This window comes from Streptomyces sp. NPDC041940, assembly GCF_055589465.1.
Genome location: NZ_JBVJBP010000001.1, coordinates 598,928 through 621,475, shown reverse-complemented (window position 1 = coordinate 621,475; position 22,548 = coordinate 598,928). Strand labels below are relative to the sequence as shown.

The following is a 22,548-nucleotide window of genomic DNA, read 5'->3' as shown; positions in this document are numbered from 1 at the left end:
CCGACAGGGGGGGTGGCGTTTCTCCGGACCTGGTGGGGGTTGTGGGGGGGGGGGGGGGGGGGGGGGGGGGGGGGGGCGGGTCCCCCCCCCCCCCGCCCCGGGGCTCACGCCTCGGCCGCGTGCAGACTCATCGGGCCGTAGATCTCCGTGGCGTCCTCGAACAGCCGCACCTGGTCGGCGCCGCCTTCCTGCAGCTCCTTCCAGTGCTCCCCGATCCAGGACTCGGCATCCCCCTGGGTGGGGAAGTCCTCCGGCGGCACCGCGGGCTGGACCTCAGTCCCGTCGGTCTTCTCGAACCGCCACGTCCATGCCGCCATGTACGCCTCCCATGTGTGAGCACACTGCACAGCAGGAGCCGGATCTTGGTCCGGCTCCTGTGTCGAGCCTAAGCGTTTCGCCGGGTGGGGCGTTATAGGCGTTGCGGGAGTGCGGGTGATCGGGCTTGTGCGGGTCGCATTGGGCTGGTCGCGCCCGCGCGGCGGAGCCGCACATCGATACGGCCCGCGCCCCTTGGGGCATGACACAGGGCGGCGGGTGAGAATCGGGGCGTGGAACTTACTCTGCTTGGCACCGGCGCTCCTGCGGGGCTTCCCCGCCCTGACTGTCCTTGTGCGGCCTGTGCCGCCGCTCTCGGGCCGGACGCTCGGGCGGCCACCGCGTTGCTTCTGGACGGGGCGCTGTTGCTCGATCTGACGCCCGGAGCGGCGTTCGCGGCGGCTCGGGCGGGGCATTCGCTGACCGGCGTGCGGCAGGTGCTGTTGTCGCATCCGCATGACGGGCCCGCGGTCGAGGTGCCTGCCGGGGTTCCGCAGCCCGGACGGGTGCCGGACGGGCAGGAGTTGACGCTGCTGACGGGGCACCGGGTGCGGGCGGTGGCGATGGACGCGCCGGGCACGGGGTACGCGGTGACCGGGCCGGAGGGGCAGCGGCTGCTGTATCTGCCGCCGGGCGGGGCGCCGGCGGGGCTGGCGGAACCGGCCGAGCCGTACGACATGGTCCTCGCGGATGTCGCGGGGCGGCCGGACGCGCTGGCGAAGCTGCGGGCGGTCGGGGCGGTGGGGCCGACCACCGATGTGGTCGCCGTCCATCTGGACCACGACGTGCCGCCGGGCCCGGAGCTCGGGCGGCGGCTGGCGGCGGCCGGGGCGCGGGCGGTGCCGGACGGGGCGACGCTGTCGGTGGGGGCGTACGAGGACGTGCCGGACGTACCGCGGCGCACGCTGGTGCTGGGCGGGGCGCGGTCGGGCAAGTCGGTGGAGGCCGAGCGCCGGCTGGAGGCCTTCCCCGACGTGCTGTACGTGGCGACGGGCGGGTCGCGCAACGGGGACACCGAGTGGTCTGTGCGGGTGGCCGCGCATCGGGAGCGGCGGCCGGGGTCGTGGCGGACGGTGGAGACCTGTGATCTGGTGCCGCTGCTGGCGGAGGAGGGGCCGCCTCTGCTCATCGACTGTCTGTCGTTGTGGTTGACGGACGCGATGGATGCCGCCGGGGCGTGGGACGACGCGGTGTGGGCGGAGCGGGGGGAGAAGGTGTTGCGGGAGCGGGTGCGGGAGTTGACGGAGGCGGTGCGGGCTAGTCGGCGGGCCGTTGTGGCCGTGTCCAACGAGGTGGGGTCGGGGATTGTGCCGGCGACTGCGTCTGGGCGGCGGTATCGGGATGAACTGGGGCGGTTGAACGCGGGGTTCGCGGATCAGTGTGAGCAGGTGCTGTTGGTGGTGGCGGGGCAGGCGGTTGTTCTGCGGGGGTGACAGGTGCTGTGGGTGGGGGCTGAGGGCGGGTGGGTGCGCAGCCCGGCGTAGCGGGGTGCCGCTGCGCCCACCCGTGCCGCCCCCAGCGGCACGCATGCCCGCAGCTCGGGCGGCAACGCATGCCCGCAGCGGAGGGCGGGGCGCGTGCCCGCAGCGGAGGGCGGGGTTCGGACCCGCGGCTACGGGGCCTTTTGGGCGATGACGCGGTACGTGTTCGCCAAGCGGGTGCGGCGGGCCAGTGGGGCCAGTAGGTGGTCCGCCAGGGCTGCTACGCCCACCAGGGGGAGGCCCGCTCGGAGGAGGGCCTCTCGGGCGTGGCGTTGGAAGGGGGGTGGGGGGATGGCGCGCCAGGGGGTGTCCGGGGTGGGGAGGGCGTGGGAGAGGGCCAGGGACGTCGCGCCGGCGAGGTCGTGGGGGATGTGGGTGGGGCGGTGGTCGAGGGTGAGGACCGTGCAGCCGGCCGTCTCCAGTTCGGCCCGGAGGTTGCGCGGGGGCAGCAGGTGGAGGTGGCGGGGCTGGTCGTAGAGGAGCCACCAGCGGCCCAGGAGCGCGGCGAAGACGCTGCGGGGGTCGAGGGTCTCGATGAGCAGGTGGCCGCCGGGGCGCAGGACGCGGAGGGCGGCGTGGAGTTCCGCGCGCGGGTCGGGGGCGCCCTCCAGGTGGTGGAGCATGCTGACCACGTCGTAGCGGGCGCGCAGCGGGCCCGAGATCCGGGGGTCGGACAGGCGGCCGACGTGGGCCTCCTCGACACGTTCGGCCGCGATGGCCCGGACCACGCCCGGGGTGGCGTCCAGGCCGTCGAAGGAGGTGTACGGGAAGAACTCCCGGGCCGTCTCCGGGAAGCGCGCGAGGCCCGTCCCCACGTCCAGCCAGCTCTCCGGCTCCCCGAACCGCCGCATCGCCCGGGCGGCCGACAGGTGGCGCTGCCGGCTGCCGCGCCGGGCGACGAGGGCGTCGGCCGTGGGGTCCATGGGCGCCCCGCGCACGGTCCGCTGGTAGTGGACGAGGCCCTCGGCCGTGAGGCGGGGGTTCTGGAAGGTGTGGCCGCAGTCGCGGCAGTCGTCGACGGTGAAGCTGCCCGGCTTGTACTGCCGCAGGTCACCGGTGCGCAGCCGGTTGCGCAGCCGGCCGGAGCCGCACCAGGGGCAGTCCTCGCGGCGCGGTTCGTGCACCGGCGCGGGCGCCTGGGGGACGGAGGGGGCGGGAAGTTCGGGCATGGGCGGCTCCCGGGCGCGAGGCGTACGGCAGGGACGTACGACAATCCGCTGCAAACGGGAACGTATGGGATGCCGATCTTGGGTGCAACGACGTCGCCTTGACGGAGTCGCGATGTGGCGCCGTGCTGTTCGATAGGTGCCGGTACTGTTCGGCGAATGAGCTCGCTTAATCTCGACGACTTCACCGATCTGATCGAGCGTCCGGACGGCGGGATCCGCCGTGACGCCGAGGCACGCCGGGAGCGGCAGATCGTGCCGCCAGGGTCGCTGGGCCGGCTCGACGACCTGGGTGAGTGGCTGGCGGCGGCGCAGTCCGCGGTGCCGGTGCGGCCGGTCGAACGCCCGCGGGTGGTGCTCTTCGCCGGTGACCACGGCGTCGCCGAACTGGGTGTCTCGGCCCGGCCCGCGGGCGGTGCCGGGGAGTTGGTGCGCGAGGTGCTGGAGGGCGGCAGGCCCGTCTCGGTGCTCGCGCGGCGGCTGGGCGTGCCGGTGCGGATCGTCGACATGGGCCTGGACTGCGATCCCGAGGCCCTGCCCGAGGACGTCGTACGGCACCGGGTGCGGCGCGGCAGCGGACGGATCGACATCGAGGACGCGCTGACCCTGGAGGAGGCCGAGGCGGCGTTCCGGGCCGGGGTCGCGGTGGCCGACGAGGAGGCCGACTCCGGTACGGATCTGGTGGTGCTCGGCGATGTGAGCGTCGGCGGGACGACGGCCGCGGGCGTGCTGGTCGCGGCGCTGTGCGGGGTCGACGCGTCGGTCGTCACCGGGCGTGGCGGGCTGGCGATCGACGACCTGGCGTGGATGCGCAAGTGCGCGGCGATCCGTGACGCGCTGCGCCGGGCCCGGCCGGTGCTCGGGGACCAGTTGAGGTTGCTGGCGACGGTCGGCGGGGCCGATCTCGCGGCGATGACGGGCTTCCTGCTGCAGAGCGCCGTGCGGAAGCTGCCCGTGGTGCTCGACGGGGTCGTGACGGCCGCGTGCGCGCTGGTCGCGCAGCGGATCGCGTTCCGGGCGCCGGACTGGTGGCTGGCGGCACACGACAGCGGAGAGCCCGGGCAGGCGAAGGCGCTGGACCGGATGGCCCTGGAGCCGCTGCTGACCCAGGGCGTGACCGTCGGCGAGGGCGCGGGCGGGCTGCTCGCGCTCCCCCTGGTGCAGGCCGCGGCGGCCCTTGCGGCGGAGCTGCCCGAGAAGCCGAAGGAGTCCGAGCGGCCGGACGAGCCCGAGGCCCCGGAGGTTCCCTCCGAGCAGTAGCGTCCGGGAGATCCAGGTCACGCACACCTGGCTCAACTTCGTCCCGTTCCGGTCGGTCTTCGCGTGTGGTGTCGGTTTGACTGAGCCACAGACACCGCGCACACCCGCTGCCGCCGCGCCGGCCCCTGGACGAGGACGACCCGATGACCACGCTCGCCCGCTGGGCCCGCGCCGAATGGGGGCCGCTGTACGCCGCGGTGCGCGGGCCGCTGCGGGAGCGGCGTCTGCGGGCGGTGCCCATGGCGGCCGGGGCCGTGTGCCTGACCTCGGTACTGCACTTCACGCACAACCAGTCGTGGGGCTACGGGTTCGTGCAGGACATCGGTGCCGTACGGGCCGAGGACCCGCTGTGGCTGGCGCTGCTGCGGACGCCGCTGTCGCTGTTCGTGCCCGCGCTGGATCTGCCGGTGTGGGGCGCGCTGGCGCAGATCCTGCTCGTGTTCGGCATCGCGGAGATCTGTCTGGGGTGGCGGCGGACCCTGCTCATCGCCTACCTGGCGACGCTCGCGGGCACCCTCTACGCCCGCCTGGGCATCTGGCTGGGCCCCGACTCCCCGCTGGGCCTGCCCGCCTCGGACGCGCGGGTCGTGGACACCGGGCCGTCGGCGGCGGTGGTGGGCCTTGCCGTCTACCTGGGGCTGCGCTACCGCGCGTATGTCACGGCGGCGGTGGTGATCGTGGCCATGGTGGCCGAGGTCGCCCTGAAGGAGAACCTCGCGGGCAAGGAGCACCTGGCGGCGATCACGGCCGTGCTGGCGCTGTGCGCGGCCGGTGCGCTGCGTCAGTGGTGTTCGAGGGACCGTACGGGCTCGGGGTCGGGCGCGCCGCCGATCCAGTCCTGAAATCTGCGCCGGGGGCCCACCCAGCGGCGGTCGTGGTGGTAGGCCCGCAAGCCGGATCTGGCCCGGGCGCGGGGGCGGTTCCGGTAGAACCGCTTGGCCCACGGGGAGGTGGGGCGGGCCAGCCGTACGGCGCCGACCAGGGCGACGAGGGGGATGATCACGCCCAGGACGGCGATGCGGACCTTGCCCTTGAACAGGGCGATGAGGGCGAACCCGAAGTTCACGACGATGTTCCCGAGGACGACGGCGCGGTTCTGCTGCTGGTCCTCGGAGAGGTCGTTGACGCCCAGCGGCGAGAAGCCGAGCAGGAGCAGGCCGACGAGGGACGCGGTGAGGACGACCATCTCGACGCTCTTGCGGCCGTCCGGGGTCCAGTAGACGTCGGCGAGGTGCAGGACCAGGGCGAACTCGTCGAGGACGAGTCCCGCCCCGATGCCGAAGAGCACCGCGGCCAGGCAGGAGCCGAAGCCGTACTGGCCGCCGGCGACCGCGCCGAAGCCGCCGATGATCGTCAGGATGACGCCGGGCACCACGTGGTGGACATGGACACCGCCGCTGCTGCTGATGTTGCGGAAGGGGCCCTTGCCCGCCCGGATGAGGCGGGTGATGCCCCGGGTGATCACGAAGGTCAGCACGAAGGAGACGAGAGCGAGGAGCAGCGGCAGCTTGCCGGGTTCCATGATGTTCCGCTCGAACCATCCCATATGTGAACTTTATCCTCGGCCGGCGCGCCCGCTCTCCTGACCGGCCGGTAGCCTGCGCCGGTGTCCAGTACCTCGCCCCTCGACGGCCTCCGCTTCGCCTTCGGCACCCTGACCGTGTTCCCGGTCCGGGTGACCCGGTGGGACCGGGAGGCCGCGCGCGGCGGCATGCTGTGCGCTCCCCTGGCCGGGCTGGCGGTCGGTGCCGCTGCCGCCGCCGTCGGGCTGGTGCTGCTGTTCCTCGGCGCGGGCGGGCCGCTCGCCGCCGTGGCCACCGTCGCCGTGCCGGCCGTCCTCACCCGGGGGCTGCATCTCGACGGGCTCGCGGACACCGCCGACGGGCTGGGCAGCGGGAAGCCCGCCGAGGACGCGCTGCGGATCATGAAGCAGTCGGACATCGGGCCGTTCGGGGTCATCGCCCTGGTCCTCGTCCTGCTCGCGCAGGTCACCGCGCTCGCCCAGGCCTACGACGCCTCCTGGGCCCGGGGCGCCTTCGCCGCGGTCGTCTCCGCGACGGTCGCCCGGCTGGCCCTGACCCTGGCGGCCCGGGCCGGGGTTCCGGCGGCCCGGCCGGAGGGGCTGGGGGCGGCGGTCGCGGGCGTGGTGCCCCCGCGCGGGGCGCTGCTCACCGCCGCCGCCGTCACGGTGGCGGCGGCAGCGGGGAGCGCCTCCGGGGGGCCGTACGACGTGGTCCGGACCGGGTGCGCGGTCGTCCTCTCCCTGGCCGCCGCCGAAGCGCTGCTGCGGCACTGCACGCGCCGCTTCGGCGGGGTCACCGGGGATGTGTTCGGCGGGCTGGCGGAGACGGCGGCGACGACGGCGCTGGTCGTCCTGGCCCTGGGCTGACAGCCCGGGCCCGGGCTCAGCAGGCCTGTCGCCACACCCCCAGTTCGTACTTCTTGAGCAGTGAACTCAGCTTCAGGCGGCGGGACTCGGCGCAGAAGCGGCGGGTGGGCACCTCGTACTCGACGTGGAAGACGGCCTTGCCCGCGTCGACGAACGGCTTCAGGGCCGCGCACTCGCCGTACTGGGCGCACTGTTCGTTGACCGCGAAGTCGAAGTCCCCGACCAGCTCGGGGATCTGGTCCAGGTCGTTCTTCAGGCCGACGGCCATGCCCCGGTCGTGGGCCAGGCGGGCGATGAGGCGGTTGTAGCGGAGCTGGTCGGCGGCCTTCAGCGGGAAGCCCGTCTCGTTGCGGTAGCCGTCCATGTTGTCGGGCTCCACCGCGTCGAAGCCCTTGTCGCGGCACATGTCGATCCGGGCCGCCATGAGGGGCTCCAGGACGTCGGTGCGGCGGATGTCCAGCCAGCGTTCGCCCTTCCAGCCGTTGCCGCGCCCGAGGACGGCCTTCGGGAACTTCCCGGCGTCCGGGCGGAACTCCTCCCAGGCGCCGGTGGACAGATAGCAGATGACCTTGCGGTCCTCGCGGTGCAGGCGGGTGACGGTGGCCTCGGTGTGGTCGAAGCCGTCGATGTCGTAGACCGGCACGTCGACGGAGGTGTCCAGCTTCCCGCTGAGCTGCCACTGCCAGGCGGTGCCCGGCCGGGGCTGCCAGCGGGGGCCCGGTTTGTCGTCGGCGGCCTTCTGGGTGCAGCCGGCGAGCAGCAGGACGAGCAGGGTGACGAGCAAGGACGTGCGTCTCACGGGGTGTTCTCCGGGTTGTGCAGGGTGTACGGCAGTGTGCCCCAAGGATGATCGCCGGTGCCGGGCACCGCACAATGCACCGCCGCGCCCCGCGCCCTGGCCAGGCCCTCCGGGTCGGCGTCGGGCGGCACGCCGTACACCAGGTGGCACAGCCGCACGTCGCCGCCGCCGGGCCAGGGCTCTGGGCGCAGCGCGCGGTACGACGCCCAGGTGCCCTCGAAGGTGACGAGGACATCGGCGATGCGGGCGTAGCAGGGGTGCGGTGCCGTGCCGTGGTTGAGGGCGAGGGTGCCGCAGCCGACGCCCCAGGCGGCCACCGCCAGTCGCTGGTAGTACTCGAACTGCTCGGGCCCGGAGGGGACCTGGTCGAGAAAGGCGCCGTCGGTGCCGTACCAGTCGCGGTGCCGGGTGAGTTCGCGGACGACGTCGGTGGTGGCGCGGCGGCCGTAGTCGGTGTCGGCGTACCCGAGGACCCGGACTCCCGCGGCCCGCAGCCGGGCGGCGATCTCGGCGAAGGCCGCGTCGGGGCGGTCGCCGGGCCCGCTGGCCGGGTTGAGGACCACCCCGTAGAGGCGGGGCGCGGCGGCCAGGATCGCCTCCCATTCGGCGGGGCGGACGGACGGGTGCTCGTAGTACGGAACCAGGAGAGTGCTCATCGGTGGGCTGTTGCCCTTCCCAGCAGGGCGCACACCAGAGCGCCTTGGACGACGGCCGCCGTGCCGTACACGGTCGGGCCCGTCAGGTGCGGGTCCCCGGTGCGCGTGACGAGGAGCAGGGTCTGGGCGAGGGCCGCCGCGCAGCACACCGCCGTCGCGCCGGTCACCGCGCCGAACGACTGGAGCAGCAGCCCCGTCCACAGCACCACGCCCAGCAGGAGCAGCCCGGCCAGCCGGACGCCGCTGGGCACTGGGGAGTGCGGCCACAGGGCGGAGGCGGCGAGGCTCAGTAGGAGCAGGGCGGCGAGGTAGGCGGCCAGGCACGCGACGACGGTGAGAACGGTGGTACGCCGGAAGGCCCCGGCGGTGCCGCTGGAGCGCAGTGCGGCGAGGCTGCCGCTGCGGAATCGATACAGCAGCCACTCGGCGGGGCCCATGCTGAGGGTCAGCGCCACGGCGGCGGGTGCGGCGACCGCGCTGCCGTTGTCACCGGCGAGGACGTCACCGAGGGCCGCGTACAGCACGAGAACGCCGGTGGCGAGCCCGAACAGGGCGTACGGCAGGGAGCCGGCGAGCCGGGGTCCGGCGGGGCGACGGGGTGCGGGGGCGGTGCCGGACGCGCCCGGCGGGAGCAGGGCGACGAGGCTGACGGTCCACCCGCCCTCCGCCTTCACGGCCGGTGCCACCTCGCGCGCGGCGAGGGCCGCCACGGCCGCCAGGGAGCCCAGCAGGAGAACCGGGCTCACGGCCTCGGGCAGCGGGTCGGCCAGGGAGAAGACCGCGCCCGTGGCCATCGGGGCGAGGGCGGCCAGCAGGAGCCGTTCGCGGCCCATCACCAGAAGGACGGTCGCCGCCGCCAGATAGCAGGACTGCCCGGCGGCGAAGGCGACCGCGGCCGGAGCGGCACCGGCGGCGCAGGCCAGGGCGACCACCGAGCCGAGCAGAGCACCGGCCGGGGCGCCGAGCAGCAGGGCGCGCCGCGCGGCCGTCCGGTCACCCAGCCCCAGCCACGCGTACGCCCGGTGGGCGAGGCCCTGGTTCCACGTCCAGCCGCACAGGGCGCCGGCGAGGAGCGGGACCGTGCCGGGCGGGAGGCCGAAGTCGTCGTCGCCGGCGAACAGGGGCGCGCCGAGGACGTAGGCGAGGCCGGGCAGGGCAAAGACGACGCCGCGCAGCAGACAGCCGAGCAGGCCCGTCCGCCAGGGGTCGGCGGCGGGGCCGTCGGGCTCGGGGTAGCGGCGTTCGACGCGCTCGTAGAGGGTCTCGGCGAGCGCGAAGGAGTTCTTGACGCCGTACCGCTCGCGTATCTGGTCGTCGGAGAGGCCGTCGGACTCCAGCAGGGCGGCGATCTCGTCCGGGTGGACGGCCGCGGCGATGAATTCCTCCAGCCGGGCGGCGAGTTCGTCGACCGGGTCGGGCCGGGCCCAGCTGGGGGTGGCGCGCTGGCGGGGGATGTAGGGCAGGGTGTCCGGGCGGGAGCCCGGCGGGAGCCAGACGCTTCCGCTCACCAGCCGGTCCCGTCCGTCGCCACGGCCACGTACCAGGGATCGCGCAGTTCCAGGGTCCAGTCGGCGACCATCTCCAGCGTGGGCTCGTACACCTCGTCCTCGCCCGCGAGTTCCTTGTAGATGGTGCGGAAGGCGTCCACCGAGCGGCGCAGCGTGAACCGGTCGATGACGCGCTGACGTGACAACGCGCCCAGTTCCAGGCGCCGTTCGTCGTCCTTGAGCAGGGTCAGCGCGGCGGCGGCCATCTTCTCCGGCTCGCGCGGGGGCACGACCAGGCCCGTGTCGCCGACGGCCTCGCACACCCCGCCGACATCCGTCGACACCGTCGTACGGCCGCAGGACATGGCCTCGATGATGGAGAACGGGAAGCCCTCGGAGATCGACGACAGCATCACGACGTGCCCGGCGGCGTAGGCCCGCCAGACCTCGGTGATCCGGCCCTCGAAGGTCAGGCCGTCGGTGACGCCCAGTTCGGCGGCGAGCTTCTCCAGCCGCGTGCGGTACGCCTCGCCGCCGGGCGGGACCGGGCCGAAGAGCCTGAGCCGGGTCGCGGGCATCTCGGCGCGCACCATCGCGTAGGCGCGGAGCAGGGTCTCCAGGTCCTTGATGGGGTCGATCCGGCCGCACCAGGAGAGGGTGGGCACCTCGGGCTCGGGGCCGGCGTGCGGGAAGGCGGCCGGGTCGACGCCGTTGTAGACCGTGCGGATCTTGCCGGCATCGGCACCGCCCCGCTCCTCCCAGCGGCGGTTGTACTGGTTGCACGGGGTGATCAGATCGGCGGCGCGGTAGCCGTAGGAGTTCAGCTCGCGGTAGAAGCCGAGCATGAACGCCTTCACGGGCCAGCGCTGGGCGTCGTTGCGGTAACCGAGGTAGCGCTCACGCAGGTAGATGCCGTGCTCGGTGAGCAGGAACGGTACGCCGTCCAGGTGGCGGGCGGCGAGCGCGGGCAGGGTCGCGAGGCCGCTGCTGACGGCGTGCGCGACGGAGTCCTCGGGGATGCGGACGCCGAGCGGGCGCAGGGCGTGTTCCAGCAGGTCGGTCGCGGTCAGCGCGTCGTGCACGGTGGGCCGGGCGGCGGCGGTCGGCAGATGCGGCATCGTCCAGATCCACATCAGGGACTTCAGCGCCGACTCGGTGCGCAGGGCCGCCGACAGGCGGCCGTCCCGGGCGAGTTCGGCCAGCTCGATCAGGGACGTGCCGAAGTCGGTGGGCGAGCCGGGGTCGAGGAAGGAGAGCAGGAAGCGCTCGTAGGTGTCGGTGAAGCGGCGGCGGGACTTGCCGTAAGGGGGCCTTGCGCGGCCGGGGCGGGGGCCCCAGGTGGGGACCGAGGTGTGTGCGTAGACGTTGGGCGGGAGGTCCCAGGTGACGGGTTCGCGGCCGTTGCCGGTGAGGGAGACGATGTGGAAGTCGACCTCCGGCATGCCCTTGACGAGTTGGTCGCACCAGGTGCTGACGCCGCCGTGGACGTGTGGGTAGGTGCCTTCCGTGAGCATCGAGACATGACGGCCTGTTCGCCTCATGCGTGGTTCCCCCTTGTGATGCGGAATTGGTGCGGGGAGCTGCTGCCCGGATGCCGAGTGCCGGTCTCGTTCGGGCTGGTCGCGCAGTTCCCCGCGCCCCTGAAGTACGTAGCCCTACGGCAGCTTCAAAGTGAGGGCCGATTGGAGTGCTGCCGGGGTCGTCCAGGCCGAGCGGGAACCCGCGTACGGGGTGCCGAAGGCGCTGGTGCCGAGCAGGAGTTGCTTCTTCGTGCCCTCCGGGGTGGTCACCGGGATCTGGGTGCCGGACGGGGCCGTGACCGTGACGGTGGTGCCGATGCGGTACGCCGTCACGCGGCCGTTCGTCAGGGCGGTCTGCCAGGCGGCGCGGCGCTGGATCTCGGTGCCGATGGCGCTGTGCCGGGGGTTCTCCAGCGGGGTGTCGTCGGCGAACAGGGCCCGGTAGTCGGCGAGCACCTTCTCCATGACCGGGTAGAGCAGCCGGTCTTCGGCCAGGTTGGACTGGTGGGCGTAGTGCGGTCTGGGGTCGCCCGCGAGGGCGTGGCCGAGGGCGGTGCGCGCCTCCTGCGGGACGATGTGCTCGGCGTAGCCGGTGGTGGTGTCGAGCGGCTCGTCCAGGCAGGTCGAGGTGGGGTTGTCCTCGCAGACGCCGCTGCCGCCGTCGCCGCGCGAGGTGTAGATCCAGTTGTACTCGTCGGCCATCTCGGCCGCCGTGCCCACGTTGTAGTACACGTTCATCGGGTGGCGCGGGACGGTCAGCGCGGTGCCGATCGCCCGCTGCGCGGGCTCGCGGGAGTTGTCCGAGGCGATCCACTTGACGCCGGTGTCGGCGAGGGCGCGGGCGAGGTTGGGGTTGTCGGCGGGTTGCTGGGGCAGCGTCTTCAGGCCGGAGTGCTCGCCGGTGACGAGTTCGGCGCGGTCGACGGGGAGGCCCTTGCCCACCGCCCAGTCGTGGTTGTCGCGGATCTGCGCGGCGATCTCGGCGCGGCTCATGTACTTCACCGAGCCGTCTGCGTTCTTCGCGCAGCTCCACGGCACGCTGGAGGTGTCCTGGACGCAGCCGAGGAACGGGTGCGTGTAGGTGTGGTTGACCCAGCGGTACTGCGCCTTGTCGGCGACCAGCCGGTCGGTGAGGGCGTCGGTGCCGCCGTGTTCGGCCTTCCACTCCTCGCCGGAGCCGGCGTTGTAGACCATGTCCATGGTGAAGCCGTGCTCGCGCTGCCACTGGGCGGCGTAGGCGGCGTCGTCCGCGGTCATGCGGATGGGCGTGGTGCCCTCGCCGTCGCCGCCCGCGCAGTCGAAGTCGCCCGGGGTGCAGTCGCGTTCGGTGTTCCAGCGGCTGTCCGGGGCGAACACGTCGTCGACGTGCACCGCGAAGGAGTTACGGGTCTGCCCCAGGTGCACGCCCTGGGTGAGCCACTCGACGATGCCCCGGGCCAGCAGGCGGAACTGCTGCTGGTTGTTGTTGTACGCGAAGGTCACCACGAGTTCGCGGCGGCCGTCGTGGGCGTACTCGCCGACGAGGCTGCCGCGGCCGGTGCCGCCGGGCACGGGGATGTCGACATAGCTGGTGAAGCCGGCGCGGGGCCGGGCGGCATAGCCGTAACTCTCCTGCACGGCCGGGGCGTTGTCCTCGAAGCGAAACGTTCCTTCGAGGTAGCCGAACCGGCCCGCCTTCCCGGCCGCGGTGACGGATGCCTCGCGTCCGTCGAGGGAGCCCGCCCAGCCGCCTTCACTGGTGTAGTCGAGGCCGACCCCCGGGTGCGCCCAGGTGTAGGCGTCGACCTGCGGGATGCCGTACGTCCGCTCGTACGCCTCCAGGGCGGTCTGCTCGGCGGAGCCCGCGCCGAACGGGGCCTCGTTGGGCAGGACGACGCCCTGGTACTTGGCGCGGGGCCTGCCGTTCACCGTGTCGCTCAGGAACGACTCGGTGATCTTCGGGCGGCCGGAGTCGTTCAGGTCGACGGTGGTGTACGGGACGCCCGTGCTTCTGAGCTGGGCGGTGACGGCCTCGACGGGGCTGTCGCCGTTGTCCACCACGAGCACCTTGAGGTCGATGCGCGGTTCCTCCGCGGCCGCCGCCCCGGGCGCCACCGCCCCGGCCGTGATCATGCCTGCCGCCGTCATCGCCGCGGCCGTGTTTCTCCACCTGCGCGCACGTTGCGCCATGGTTCCTCCCCCAGAAGATCCCAGAGCTCCCCTTGCGGTCGAACAGAGGCCGAGCAGAGGAGGATCAGTGAAAATCATGCAAAGCCGCGAGCGGGACTCTTGCCGGATCCGAGCGAGTGTGACCGAGTTCACCGCCTTGAAAGATCAAGAAATGGCTACTACGCGACCGGCAGATGAACACCCGCAGTAATGAGCGAACGCGGCCACGCGCGTAGTCTCGTCGTCGAGTGTTCGCCGTACCGGGGAAGGCCCCGTGATCGCCAGGCCCTGAGTCGGAATAGGGTCGGCTCGGGCCCGGTCGACCCACACCGTTCGACCATCGCAACTTCACATCGGAAGCGAGATTTCACCACCGTGACTGCTCTCACTCTCAGCACCGCCGCGGCGCCCGGTCTGCGCGCCGACGCGATCGTGATCGGTGTCGCCAAGGGTGCCAAGGGGCCGGTCGTCGCACCGGGCGCCGAGGCCGTGGACAAGGCGTACGACGGCAAGCTCGCCGGCGTCCTGGAGACTCTCGGCGCCTCCGGTGCCGAGGGCGAGATGACGAAGCTGCCGGCACCGTCCGGCTTCAAGGCACCGCTCGTACTGGCGGTGGGCCTGGGCGCGGTGCCCGAGAAGGACGCCGACTACGGCACCGAGGCCCTGCGCAAGGCCGCCGGCGTCGCCGCCCGCGCCCTGTCCGGCACCAAGAAGGCCGCGTTCGCGCTGCCTCTCACGGACGCCGCCGACGCCGCCGCGATCGGCGAGGGCGCGCTGCTCGGCGCGTACTCGTTCGACGCCTACAAGGGCAACGGCAAGGACCCCAAGGCGAAGAACGGCAAGGCTCCCCTCGCCGAGGTCGCCCTGCTGGGCGGCAAGCCCCGCGACAAGGCGTACAAGGCGGCGATCGAGCGTGCCGCCGCCGTGTCCGAGGAGCTGAACCGCGCCCGCGACCTGATCAACACCCCGCCGAACGACCTGAACCCCGAGGCGTTCGCCGCCGTCGCGCAGGCCGCGGCCAAGGAGCACGGCATCAAGGTGCAGGTGCTCGACGTGAAGGCCCTGGAGAAGGGCGGCTACGGCGGCATCCTCGGCGTCGGGGCCGGCTCGGCGGCGGGACCGCGCCTGGTCAAGCTGTCGTACACCTCCTCGAAGGCGAAGAAGCACCTCGCCTTCGTCGGCAAGGGCATCACCTACGACTCGGGCGGCATCTCGCTGAAGCCGGCCGGTCACAACGAGACGATGAAGTGCGACATGAGCGGCGCGGCCACCGTGTTCGCCGCGGTCGTCGCCGCCGCGCGGCTGGGTCTCGAGGTCAACGTCACGGGCTGGCTGGCCCTGGCCGAGAACATGCCGTCCGGTTCCGCTACCCGTCCGGGTGACGTGCTGCGGATGTACAGCGGGAAGACGGTGGAGGTGCTCAACACCGACGCCGAGGGCCGGCTGGTGCTGGCCGACGCGCTGTGGGCGGCCTCCCAGGAGAAGCCGGACGCGATCGTCGACGTCGCGACGCTGACCGGGGCGATGGTGCTGGCGCTGGGCAACCGGACGTTCGGGATCATGGGCAACGACGAGGCGTTCCGCTCCGCGGTGCACGAGGCCGCCGAGGAGGTCGGGGAGCCGGCGTGGCCGATGCCGCTGCCGGAGCACCTGCGCAAGGGGATGGACTCCCCCACGGCCGACATCGCGAACATGGGCGAGCGGATGGGCGGCGGGCTGGTCGCCGGTCTGTTCCTGCGCGAGTTCGTGGGCGAGGGGATCACCTGGGCGCACCTCGACATCGCGGGGCCGGCGTTCAATGAGGGCGGGCCCTTCGGGTACACGCCGAAGGGTGGGACGGGGTCGGCTGTGCGGACGCTGCTGCGGCTTGCCGAGCTGACGGCTGCCGGGGATCTGGGCTGACCTTCGCCTGAGAGCTCGGGCTCGTCCGCTGTGTGGCGAGTGCGGGGGCGTGGGGGTTGTTCGCGCAGTTCCCCGCGCCCCTGGGGTCGGATGCCCTCGCGCCCGCGCGGCGGAGCCGCAGATCGAGCACAGCCCCGCGCCCCTGAGGGCGTGCCCCGCCGGGCGCTCTCATCTGAACGTGGGGCGTCTCACACAGCAGCCCGGCGTCTCTTTGTGTGTCGACAAGTGCGAAGATGGGGCTCGGCAGGACAGGGCCCCACCGAAGGGCCGAAGAACGAGCGGCCGGACACCAGCCGCCTGCCGGTCAGTGAAGACCGGCGTACGGCGCACATGCATGGAGGACGTGACGTGGCGAACGACGCCAGCACCGTTTTCGACCTAGTGATCCTCGGCGGTGGCAGCGGTGGTTACGCCGCGGCCCTGCGCGGAGCGCAGCTGGGCCTGGACGTCGCCCTGATCGAGAAGGACAAGGTCGGCGGCACCTGCCTGCACCGGGGATGCATCCCCACCAAAGCCCTGCTGCACGCGGGCGAGATCGCCGACCAGGCCCGCGAGAGCGAGCAGTTCGGTGTGAAGGCCAGCTTCGAGGGCATCGACATCGCCGGCGTCCACAAGTACAAGGACGGCGTGATCTCCGGCCTGTACAAGGGTCTGCAAGGCCTCGTCGCCTCCCGCAAGGTGACGTACATCGAGGGCGAGGGCAAGCTCTCCTCCCCCACCTCCGTCGATGTGAACGGCCAGCGCGTCCAGGGCCGCCACATCCTCCTCGCGACCGGCTCCGTGCCGAAGTCGCTGCCCGGCCTGGAGATCGACGGCAACCGGATCATCTCCTCCGACCACGCCCTCGTCCTGGACCGTGTGCCGAAGTCGGCCATCGTCCTCGGCGGCGGAGTCATCGGCGTCGAGTTCGCCTCCGCCTGGAAGTCCTTCGGTACGGACGTCACCGTGATCGAGGGCCTGAAGCACCTCGTCCCGGTCGAGGACGAGAACTCCTCCAAGCTGCTGGAGCGCGCCTTCCGCAAGCGCGGCATCAAGTTCAACCTGGGCACGTTCTTCGAGAAGACCGAGTACACCCAGGACGGTGTCAAGGTCACCCTCGCCGACGGCAAGGAGTTCGAGGCCGAGGTCCTGCTGGTCGCCGTCGGCCGCGGCCCGGTCTCCGCCGGCCTCGGCTACGAGGAGCAGGGCGTCGCCATGGACCGCGGCTACGTGCTGGTCGACGAGTACATGCGCACCAACGTCCCGACCATCTCCGCCGTCGGTGACCTGGTCCCGACCCTCCAGCTCGCGCACGTCGGCTTCGCCGAGGGCATCCTGGTGGCGGAGCGTCTGGCCGGTCTGAAGACCGTTCCGATCGACTACGACGGTGTCCCGCGGGTGACGTACTGCCACCCGGAGGTCGCCTCCGTCGGTATCACCGAGGCCAAGGCCAAGGAGATCTACGGCGCGGACAAGGTCGTCGCTCTGAAGTACAACCTCGCGGGCAACGGCAAGAGCAAGATCCTGAACACCACGGGCGAGATCAAGCTCGTCCAGGTCAAGGACGGTGCCGTGGTCGGCGTCCACATGGTCGGCGACCGCATGGGCGAGCAGGTCGGCGAAGCCCAGCTGATCTACAACTGGGAGGCGCTGCCCGCCGAGGTCGCGCAGCTCGTCCACGCCCACCCGACGCAGAACGAGGCGCTCGGCGAGGCCCACCTGGCCCTGGCCGGCAAGCCCCTCCACTCGCACGACTGACCCCCTCGGTCGAGAAGCGACGACACAGACTTCCGCACTTTCCGTAAGGAGCAACCGAAACCATGGCGGTTTCCGTAACCCTTCCGGCGCTCGGCGAGAGCGTCACCGAGGGCACTGTCACCCGCTGGCTGAAGGCCGAGGGTGAGCGCGTCGAGGCCGACGAGCCCCTGCTCGAGGTCTCGACCGACAAGGTCGACACCGAGATCCCCTCCCCCGCAGCCGGCGTCCTGGCCTCCATCAAGGTCGCCGAGGACGAGACGGTCGAGGTCGGCGCCGAGCTGGCCCTCATCGACGACGGCAGCGGTGCGCCCGCCGCCGCCCCGGCCCCGGCCGCCGAGCAGGCCGCCGAGCCCGCTCCGGAGCCGGCTCCGGCCGCCCCGTCCACCGAGCAGGCCGCTCCGGCGCCCGCTCCCACCGCCGACGCCGCCGCCGGCGGCGGCTCCGCCGAGGGCACGGACGTCGTCCTGCCCGCGCTCGGCGAGTCCGTCACCGAGGGCACCGTCACCCGCTGGCTGAAGTCGGTCGGTGACAGCGTCGAGGCCGACGAGCCGCTGCTCGAGGTCTCCACCGACAAGGTCGACACCGAGATCCCGGCGCCCACCGCGGGCACGCTGCTGGAGATCGTGGTCGGCGAGGACGAGACCGCCGAGGTCGGCGCCAAGCTCGCCGTCATCGGCGTCGCGGGTGCGGCCCCGGCCGCTGCCCCGGCTCCCGCCGCCCCGGCCCCGGCTGCCGAGGCCCCCGCCCCGGCCGCCCCCGCCGCTCCGGCTCCGGCCGCTCCGGCGCCCGCCCCGCAGGCGCCCTCGGCTCCGGCCCCGCAGCAGCAGACCACCCCGGCTCCCGAGCCGGTCCCGTCCGCTCCGGCGCCCGCCCCGGCCCAGGCTCCCGCGCCCGCCGCCACCTCCGGTGACGACGGCGCCTACGTCACCCCGCTGGTGCGCAAGCTCGCCGCCGAGAACGGCGTCGACCTGGCCGGCGTCAAGGGCACCGGCGTCGGCGGCCGTATCCGCAAGCAGGACGTCATCGCCGCCGCCGAGGCCGCGAAGGCCGCCGCCGCTGCCCCGGCTCCGGCCCAGGCCGCCGCTCCGGCAGCGAAGAAGGCCCCGGTCCTGGAGACCTCGCCGCTGCGCGGCCAGACCATCAAGATGCCGCGGATCCGCAAGGTCATCGGCGACAACATGGTCAAGGCCCTGCAGGAGCAGGCCCAGCTGTCCTCGGTCGTCGAGGTCGACGTCACGCGGCTGATGAAGCTGCGCGGCCGGGCCAAGGACTCCTTCGCGGCCCGTGAGGGCGTGAAGCTCTCCCCGATGCCGTTCTTCGTCAAGGCCGCGGCCCAGGCGCTGAAGGCGCACGCGCCGATCAACGCCAAGATCAACGAGGCCGAGGGGACCATCACCTACTTCGACACCGAGAACGTCGGTATCGCGGTGGACTCCGAGAAGGGCCTGATGACCCCGGTCATCAAGAACGCCGGTGACCTCAACCTCGCCGGTATCGCCAAGGCCACGGCGGAGCTGGCGGGCAAGGTCCGCGCCAACAAGATCACCCCGGACGAGCTGTCCGGCGCGACCTTCACCATCAGCAACACCGGTTCGCGCGGCGCGCTCTTCGACACGATCATCGTGCCGCCCGGCCAGGTCGCGATCCTCGGCATCGGCGCCACGGTCAAGCGCCCCGCCGTCATCGAGACGGAGGAGGGCACGGTCATCGGCGTCCGCGACATGACGTACCTGACCCTGTCCTACGACCACCGCCTGGTGGACGGCGCCGACGCCGCCCGCTACCTGACGGCGGTCAAGGCCATCCTGGAGGCGGGCGAGTTCGAGGTCGAGCTCGGCCTCTGATCTCCCTCGCCGGTACGGCTGTACGGTGCCCCCGCTCGGATCGTTTCCGAGCGGGGGCACTGTGCTTGGGGGCGCGGGGAACTGCGCGACAAGCAACACACCACCGTGAGCCGAACGACAAGCTCACACCCCCCATGTAAGTCTCGTCTCACCTGCACCAAGACACCCCCACCCACCCCGCCCACGGAGCGACCCGGCCTTATTGTCTAAACGTCAAACCCCTTTAAGGAGCTCACATGACCGCGCCCGTCATCCACTCGCTGCGCGAGCAGATCCGCGAGCACATCCTGGAGGGGATCATCAGCGGACGCTGGCAGCCGGGCGAGCGGATCGTCGAGCGCCGGATCGCCACGGAGCTGGAGGTCAGCCAGACCCCGGTCCGCGAGGCCCTGCGCGAACTGGAGTCACTGCGCCTGATCGAGTCCGCTCCGAACAAGGGCGTCCGGGTACGGAACCTGACCGCCGCCGACCTGGAGGAGAGCTACCCGGTCCGGGCCGGTCTGGAGGCCATCGCCGCGGAGCTGGCGGCGCAGGGCCTGGCGGAGAACTGCTCGGCGCTGGAACCTCATGTCAACGCCCTGTACGAGGCCGACCGCAGGTCGGACGGCACGGCGCAGGTCCGCCACACCGTCGCCTTCCACCGCGAACTGGTCCGCGCGGCGGGCAACTCCGTCCTGCTGCACACCTGGGAAGGCCTCGGCATCGAGGTGTTCACGGCCCTGTCGATCCGCTGGCTGGGCACCCAGCAGCAGTCGTACGCGGAGGAGCACGAGGAGCTGGTCGCCGCCTTCAAGCGCCGCGACCCCCGGATCGCCGAACTGGTGAAGGCCCACGTCCTGGGCTGCGCGCCCCGGGCGTGACACTCGAGCACATTCCCGCTCAAACAGCTCCGACCTGCGAAAACCATTCGAGAATCGGTCACCGCGTGCCACCGCTGAAGGCACCGCGTGCCTACTTTCTCGTGATCAAGAGGTTTTGCCGCTCAACCCTTTGATCGATCATCGATCAGAGGGTTACAGTCACCGACGGGCTTGCCACCCAAGCCCCAGCCCTGTCCTGCCAAAGACAAAGGGCACCCCCGAACCCTTACCGATGAGGGAACCCCCTTCGACTGAGGAAGGCGGCGACATGACCGACCCCAAAGCCATCCAGCCGAGCGAGCTCGACCAGCTCCCGGACCGGGACCCGGAGGAGACCGCCGAATGGCAGGCCTCCCTGGACGCGGTGACCGAGGCGGCCGGACCACATCGCGCCGCATACCTCATGCGGCGCACGCTGGAGCGCGCCGAGGGCGCCGGCCTGGCGCTGCCGAAGCTCCTCGAGACCGACTACGTCAACTCCATCCCCACCGCCGCCGAGCCGGGCGTGCCCGGTGACGAGGCGATGGAGCAGCGGATCACCGCGTGGAACCGCTGGAACGCGGCCGCGATGGTGACCCGGGGCAGCAAGTACGGCGTCGGCGGCCACATCGCCACCTTCGCCTCGGCGGCCTGGCTCTACGAGACCGGCTTCAACCACTTCTTCAAAGGCAAAGAGGCCGACGGCTCCGGCGACCAGCTCTACATCCAGGGCCACGCCTCCCCGGGCATCTACGCCCGCGCCTTCCTCGACGGCCGGCTGAACGAGGGCCAGCTCGACAACTTCCGCCGGGAGGCGGGCGGCGACGGCCTGCCGTCCTACCCGCACCCGCGCCGCCTGCCCTGGCTGTGGGAGTTCCCGACGGTGTCGATGGGCCTCGGCCCGCTCTCCGCCATCTACCAGGCGCGCTTCAACCGCTACCTCGCCAACCGCGGCATCAAGGACACCGCCGGTTCGCACGTGTGGGCGTTCCTCGGCGACGGCGAGATGGACGAGCCCGAGTCGACCGCGGCCCTCGCGCTCGCCGCCCGTGAGGAGCTGGACAACCTCACGTTCGTCATCAACTGCAACCTGCAGCGCCTCGACGGCCCGGTCCGCGCCAACTTCAAGATCGTGCAGGAGCTGGAGGCCCAGTTCCGCGGCGCCGGCTGGAACGTGATCAAGACGCTGTGGGGCACGGCCTGGGACGAGCTGTTCCAGCTCGACACCACGGGCGCGCTCGTACGCCGTCTGCGTCAAGTACCGGACGCGCAGATCCAGACGTACCAGACGCGCGACGCCGCCTACATCCGCCAGGACTTCTTCGGCGCCGACCCGGCGCTCGTGGAGCTGGCGAAGCTGCTGAGCGACGACAAGATCCTCGAGTGTTTCCACCTCTCGCGCGGCGGTCACGAGGCGCGCAAGGTGTACGCCGCCTACCGTGCGGCCGTCGAGCACAAGGGCGCGCCGACCGTGATCCTGGCCCAGACGGTCAAGGGCCACACCCTCGGCGAGGGCTTCGCGTCGAAGAACGCCAACCACCAGATGAAGAAGCTGACGGTGGACGAGTTCAAGAGCATGCGCGACCTGCTCGAACTGCCGATCAAGGACAGCGACTTCACCGACGGCGTGGTGCCCTACGGCCACCCGGGCGCCGACTCCCCCGAGGTCCGCTACCTCCAGGAGCGCCGCGCCGCCCTCGGCGGTCCGGCCCCGGCCCGTCGTGTGCACCCGGTCGCCCCGCTGCCCGCCCCGGCGGAGAAGGCGTTCGCCTCCTTCGACAAGGGCTCCGGCTCGCAGAACGTGGCGACGACGATGGCGTTCGTCCGCCTGGTCAAGGACCTGGTCCGCGACAAGGAGTCGGGCAAGCGCTGGGTGCCGATCGTCCCGGACGAGGCGCGCACCTTCGGTATGGAGTCGCTGTTCCCGTCGCTCGGCATCTACTCGCCCAAGGGCCAGACGTACGAGCCGGTCGACCGCGACCAGCTGATGTACTACAAGGAGGCCAAGAACGGCCAGATCCTCAACGAGGGGATCACCGAGGCCGGTTCGATGGCCGACTTCATCGCCGCTTCGACGTCGTACGCGACGCACGGCGAGGCGATGATCCCGTTCTACATCTTCTACTCGATGTTCGGCTGGCAGCGCACGGCCGACCAGATGTGGCAGCTCGGCGACCAGCTCGGCCGCGGCTTCCTCGTCGGCGCCACGGCCGGCCGCACCACCCTGACCGGTGAGGGCCTCCAGCACGCCGACGGCCACTCCCCCGTCATCGCGGCGACCAACCCGGCGGCCCTGTCGTACGACCCGGCGTTCGCCTACGAGGTCGCGGCGATCGTCAAGGACGGTCTGCGCCGAATGTACGGCGAGGCGGCCCCGGGCGAGGACCAGAACGTCTTCTACTACCTGACCGTCTACAACGAGCCGATGCCGCAGCCGGCGAAGCCGTCCGTGGACGGGGTCGACGAGGGCATCGTCAAGGGCCTGTACCGTTTCAACACGGCGGAGTCGGCGGGCATCACGCCCCCGGCCAACGCCCCGCGGATCCAGCTGCTCGGCTCCGGTACGGCGATCCACTGGGCGCTGAAGGCGCAGCAGCTGCTCGCCGAGGAGTGGGGCGTGGCGGCCGACGTGTGGTCGGCGACGTCCTGGGGCGAGCTGCGCCGGGACGCCCTCGATGCGGACGAGGCGCTGCTGCGCGGCGAGGAGCGGGTGCCGTTCGTCCGGTCCGCGCTCCAGGGCGCCGAGGGTCCGGTGCTGGCGGTCTCCGACTACATGCGCCAGGTCCCGGACCAGATCGCGCAGTGGGTCGAGCAGGACTACTCCTCGCTGGGCGCCGACGGCTTCGGCCTCTCGGACACCCGTGAGGCGGCCCGCCGCCACTTCGGCGTGGACGCCGAGTCCATCGTCGTCGCGGCCCTGGCCCAGCTCGCCAAGCGCGGCGAGGTCAAGGCGACGGCCGTGAAGGAAGCGCGCGAGAAGTACGGTCTGTGAGCACCGACCGGTG

At 72.2% G+C, this 22,548-nt stretch carries 17 protein-coding genes; 9 read left to right on the top strand and 8 right to left on the bottom strand.

Translation table 11 applies throughout. From position 1 onward, the window contains the following. Window positions 1-104: 104 nt before the first annotated feature. Window positions 105-317, bottom strand: coding sequence for a hypothetical protein (locus ACZ6I3_RS02665; protein ID WP_382841179.1), 213 nt, complete (start codon window positions 315-317; stop codon window positions 105-107). 231 nt (window positions 318-548) lie between these two features. On the opposite strand from ACZ6I3_RS02665, the gene ACZ6I3_RS02660 reads away from it, so the two are divergent. Beyond that, a complete protein-coding gene (locus ACZ6I3_RS02660; RefSeq protein ID WP_469411027.1) occupies window positions 549-1,748 on the top strand; it encodes a bifunctional adenosylcobinamide kinase/adenosylcobinamide-phosphate guanylyltransferase in 1,200 nt (399 codons plus the stop codon). A gap of 179 nt (window positions 1,749-1,927) precedes the next feature. On the opposite strand, the gene ACZ6I3_RS02655 is transcribed toward ACZ6I3_RS02660, so the two are convergent. Next, the gene (locus ACZ6I3_RS02655; RefSeq protein WP_469411026.1) at window positions 1,928-2,965 is read right to left on the bottom strand and encodes a class I SAM-dependent methyltransferase; all 1,038 of its coding nucleotides are present in this window, start codon (window positions 2,963-2,965) and stop codon (window positions 1,928-1,930) included. Window positions 2,966-3,121: 156 nt separating this feature from the next. Between ACZ6I3_RS02655 and cobT the strand changes: the two genes are divergently transcribed. Next, window positions 3,122-4,222, top strand: coding sequence for a nicotinate-nucleotide--dimethylbenzimidazole phosphoribosyltransferase (cobT, locus tag ACZ6I3_RS02650; RefSeq protein WP_469411025.1), 1,101 nt, complete (start codon window positions 3,122-3,124; stop codon window positions 4,220-4,222). Window positions 4,223-4,365: 143 nt separating this feature from the next. After that, window positions 4,366-5,064, top strand: coding sequence for a hypothetical protein (locus tag ACZ6I3_RS02645; RefSeq protein WP_469411024.1), 699 nt, complete (start codon window positions 4,366-4,368; stop codon window positions 5,062-5,064). Here ACZ6I3_RS02645 and ACZ6I3_RS02640 read toward each other — a convergent pair. Then, on the bottom strand, window positions 5,004-5,768 hold the full coding sequence (locus ACZ6I3_RS02640) for a hypothetical protein (RefSeq protein WP_469411023.1): 765 nt from the start codon (window positions 5,766-5,768) through the stop codon (window positions 5,004-5,006). The genes ACZ6I3_RS02645 and ACZ6I3_RS02640 overlap by 61 nt on opposite strands. A 60-nt stretch (window positions 5,769-5,828) precedes the next feature. Between ACZ6I3_RS02640 and ACZ6I3_RS02635 the strand changes: the two genes are divergently transcribed. After that, window positions 5,829-6,611 carry an adenosylcobinamide-GDP ribazoletransferase gene (locus tag ACZ6I3_RS02635; RefSeq protein ID WP_469411022.1) on the top strand — a complete coding sequence of 261 codons (783 nt, stop codon included), beginning with the start codon at window positions 5,829-5,831 and terminating at the stop codon, window positions 6,609-6,611. Between the two features lie 16 nt (window positions 6,612-6,627). Here the strand turns inward: ACZ6I3_RS02635 and ACZ6I3_RS02630 are convergent, their stop codons facing one another. The 5 genes from ACZ6I3_RS02630 to ACZ6I3_RS02610 form a co-directional block, all read right to left on the bottom strand. After that, a complete protein-coding gene (locus ACZ6I3_RS02630) occupies window positions 6,628-7,410 on the bottom strand; it encodes an endo alpha-1,4 polygalactosaminidase (RefSeq protein WP_469411021.1) in 783 nt (260 codons plus the stop codon). Continuing rightward, the gene (locus tag ACZ6I3_RS02625; RefSeq protein WP_469411020.1) at window positions 7,407-8,066 is read right to left on the bottom strand and encodes a spherulation-specific family 4 protein; all 660 of its coding nucleotides are present in this window, start codon (window positions 8,064-8,066) and stop codon (window positions 7,407-7,409) included. The genes ACZ6I3_RS02630 and ACZ6I3_RS02625 overlap by 4 nt, the downstream gene beginning before the upstream one ends. Then, complete coding sequence (locus ACZ6I3_RS02620) at window positions 8,063-9,574, bottom strand: hypothetical protein (RefSeq protein ID WP_469411019.1); 1,512 nt, start codon at window positions 9,572-9,574, stop codon at window positions 8,063-8,065. The genes ACZ6I3_RS02625 and ACZ6I3_RS02620 overlap by 4 nt, the downstream gene beginning before the upstream one ends. Continuing rightward, on the bottom strand, window positions 9,571-11,094 hold the full coding sequence (pelF, locus tag ACZ6I3_RS02615; protein WP_469411018.1) for a GT4 family glycosyltransferase PelF: 1,524 nt from the start codon (window positions 11,092-11,094) through the stop codon (window positions 9,571-9,573). The genes ACZ6I3_RS02620 and pelF overlap by 4 nt, the downstream gene beginning before the upstream one ends. Before the next feature lie 114 nt (window positions 11,095-11,208). After that, window positions 11,209-13,200 carry a hypothetical protein gene (locus ACZ6I3_RS02610; RefSeq protein ID WP_469411017.1) on the bottom strand — a complete coding sequence of 664 codons (1,992 nt, stop codon included), beginning with the start codon at window positions 13,198-13,200 and terminating at the stop codon, window positions 11,209-11,211. A 396-nt stretch (window positions 13,201-13,596) separates the two neighbouring features. Here ACZ6I3_RS02610 and ACZ6I3_RS02605 point away from each other — a divergent pair, with 396 nt between their 5' ends. From ACZ6I3_RS02605 to aceE, 5 genes are all read left to right on the top strand, one after another. After that, the gene (locus tag ACZ6I3_RS02605; RefSeq protein ID WP_469411016.1) at window positions 13,597-15,123 is read left to right on the top strand and encodes a leucyl aminopeptidase; all 1,527 of its coding nucleotides are present in this window, start codon (window positions 13,597-13,599) and stop codon (window positions 15,121-15,123) included. 348 nt (window positions 15,124-15,471) lie between these two features. Further along, window positions 15,472-16,860, top strand: a complete 1,389-nt coding sequence (gene lpdA / locus ACZ6I3_RS02600; RefSeq protein ID WP_189724626.1) for a dihydrolipoyl dehydrogenase — start codon at window positions 15,472-15,474, stop codon at window positions 16,858-16,860. 62 nt (window positions 16,861-16,922) lie between these two features. Then, on the top strand, window positions 16,923-18,704 hold the full coding sequence (sucB, locus tag ACZ6I3_RS02595; protein ID WP_469411015.1) for a 2-oxoglutarate dehydrogenase, E2 component, dihydrolipoamide succinyltransferase: 1,782 nt from the start codon (window positions 16,923-16,925) through the stop codon (window positions 18,702-18,704). A 236-nt stretch (window positions 18,705-18,940) separates the two neighbouring features. Then, on the top strand, window positions 18,941-19,564 hold the full coding sequence (locus ACZ6I3_RS02590; protein WP_399019283.1) for a GntR family transcriptional regulator: 624 nt from the start codon (window positions 18,941-18,943) through the stop codon (window positions 19,562-19,564). Window positions 19,565-19,832: 268 nt separating this feature from the next. Further along, window positions 19,833-22,535, top strand: coding sequence for a pyruvate dehydrogenase (acetyl-transferring), homodimeric type (gene aceE / locus ACZ6I3_RS02585; protein ID WP_469411014.1), 2,703 nt, complete (start codon window positions 19,833-19,835; stop codon window positions 22,533-22,535). The last annotated feature ends 13 nt before the right edge of the window (window positions 22,536-22,548 follow it).

What these genes read in the sequence shown, in the direction of transcription:
- ACZ6I3_RS02645 (WP_469411024.1), top strand. Translation starts at nt 4,366, where the DNA reads ATGACCACGCTCGCCCGCTGGGCCCGCGCCGAATGGGGGCCGCTGTAC.
- pelF (WP_469411018.1), bottom strand. Translation starts at nt 11,094, where the DNA reads ATGAGGCGAACAGGCCGTCATGTCTCGATGCTCACGGAAGGCACCTAC.
- ACZ6I3_RS02590 (WP_399019283.1), top strand. Translation starts at nt 18,941, where the DNA reads ATGACCGCGCCCGTCATCCACTCGCTGCGCGAGCAGATCCGCGAGCAC.
- cobT (WP_469411025.1), top strand. Translation starts at nt 3,122, where the DNA reads ATGAGCTCGCTTAATCTCGACGACTTCACCGATCTGATCGAGCGTCCG.
- ACZ6I3_RS02655 (WP_469411026.1), bottom strand. Translation starts at nt 2,965, where the DNA reads ATGCCCGAACTTCCCGCCCCCTCCGTCCCCCAGGCGCCCGCGCCGGTG.
- aceE (WP_469411014.1), top strand. Translation starts at nt 19,833, where the DNA reads ATGACCGACCCCAAAGCCATCCAGCCGAGCGAGCTCGACCAGCTCCCG.
- ACZ6I3_RS02610 (WP_469411017.1), bottom strand. Translation starts at nt 13,200, where the DNA reads ATGACGGCGGCAGGCATGATCACGGCCGGGGCGGTGGCGCCCGGGGCG.
- ACZ6I3_RS02640 (WP_469411023.1), bottom strand. Translation starts at nt 5,768, where the DNA reads ATGGGATGGTTCGAGCGGAACATCATGGAACCCGGCAAGCTGCCGCTG.
- ACZ6I3_RS02625 (WP_469411020.1), bottom strand. Translation starts at nt 8,066, where the DNA reads ATGAGCACTCTCCTGGTTCCGTACTACGAGCACCCGTCCGTCCGCCCC.
- sucB (WP_469411015.1), top strand. Translation starts at nt 16,923, where the DNA reads ATGGCGGTTTCCGTAACCCTTCCGGCGCTCGGCGAGAGCGTCACCGAG.
- ACZ6I3_RS02665 (WP_382841179.1), bottom strand. Translation starts at nt 317, where the DNA reads ATGGCGGCATGGACGTGGCGGTTCGAGAAGACCGACGGGACTGAGGTC.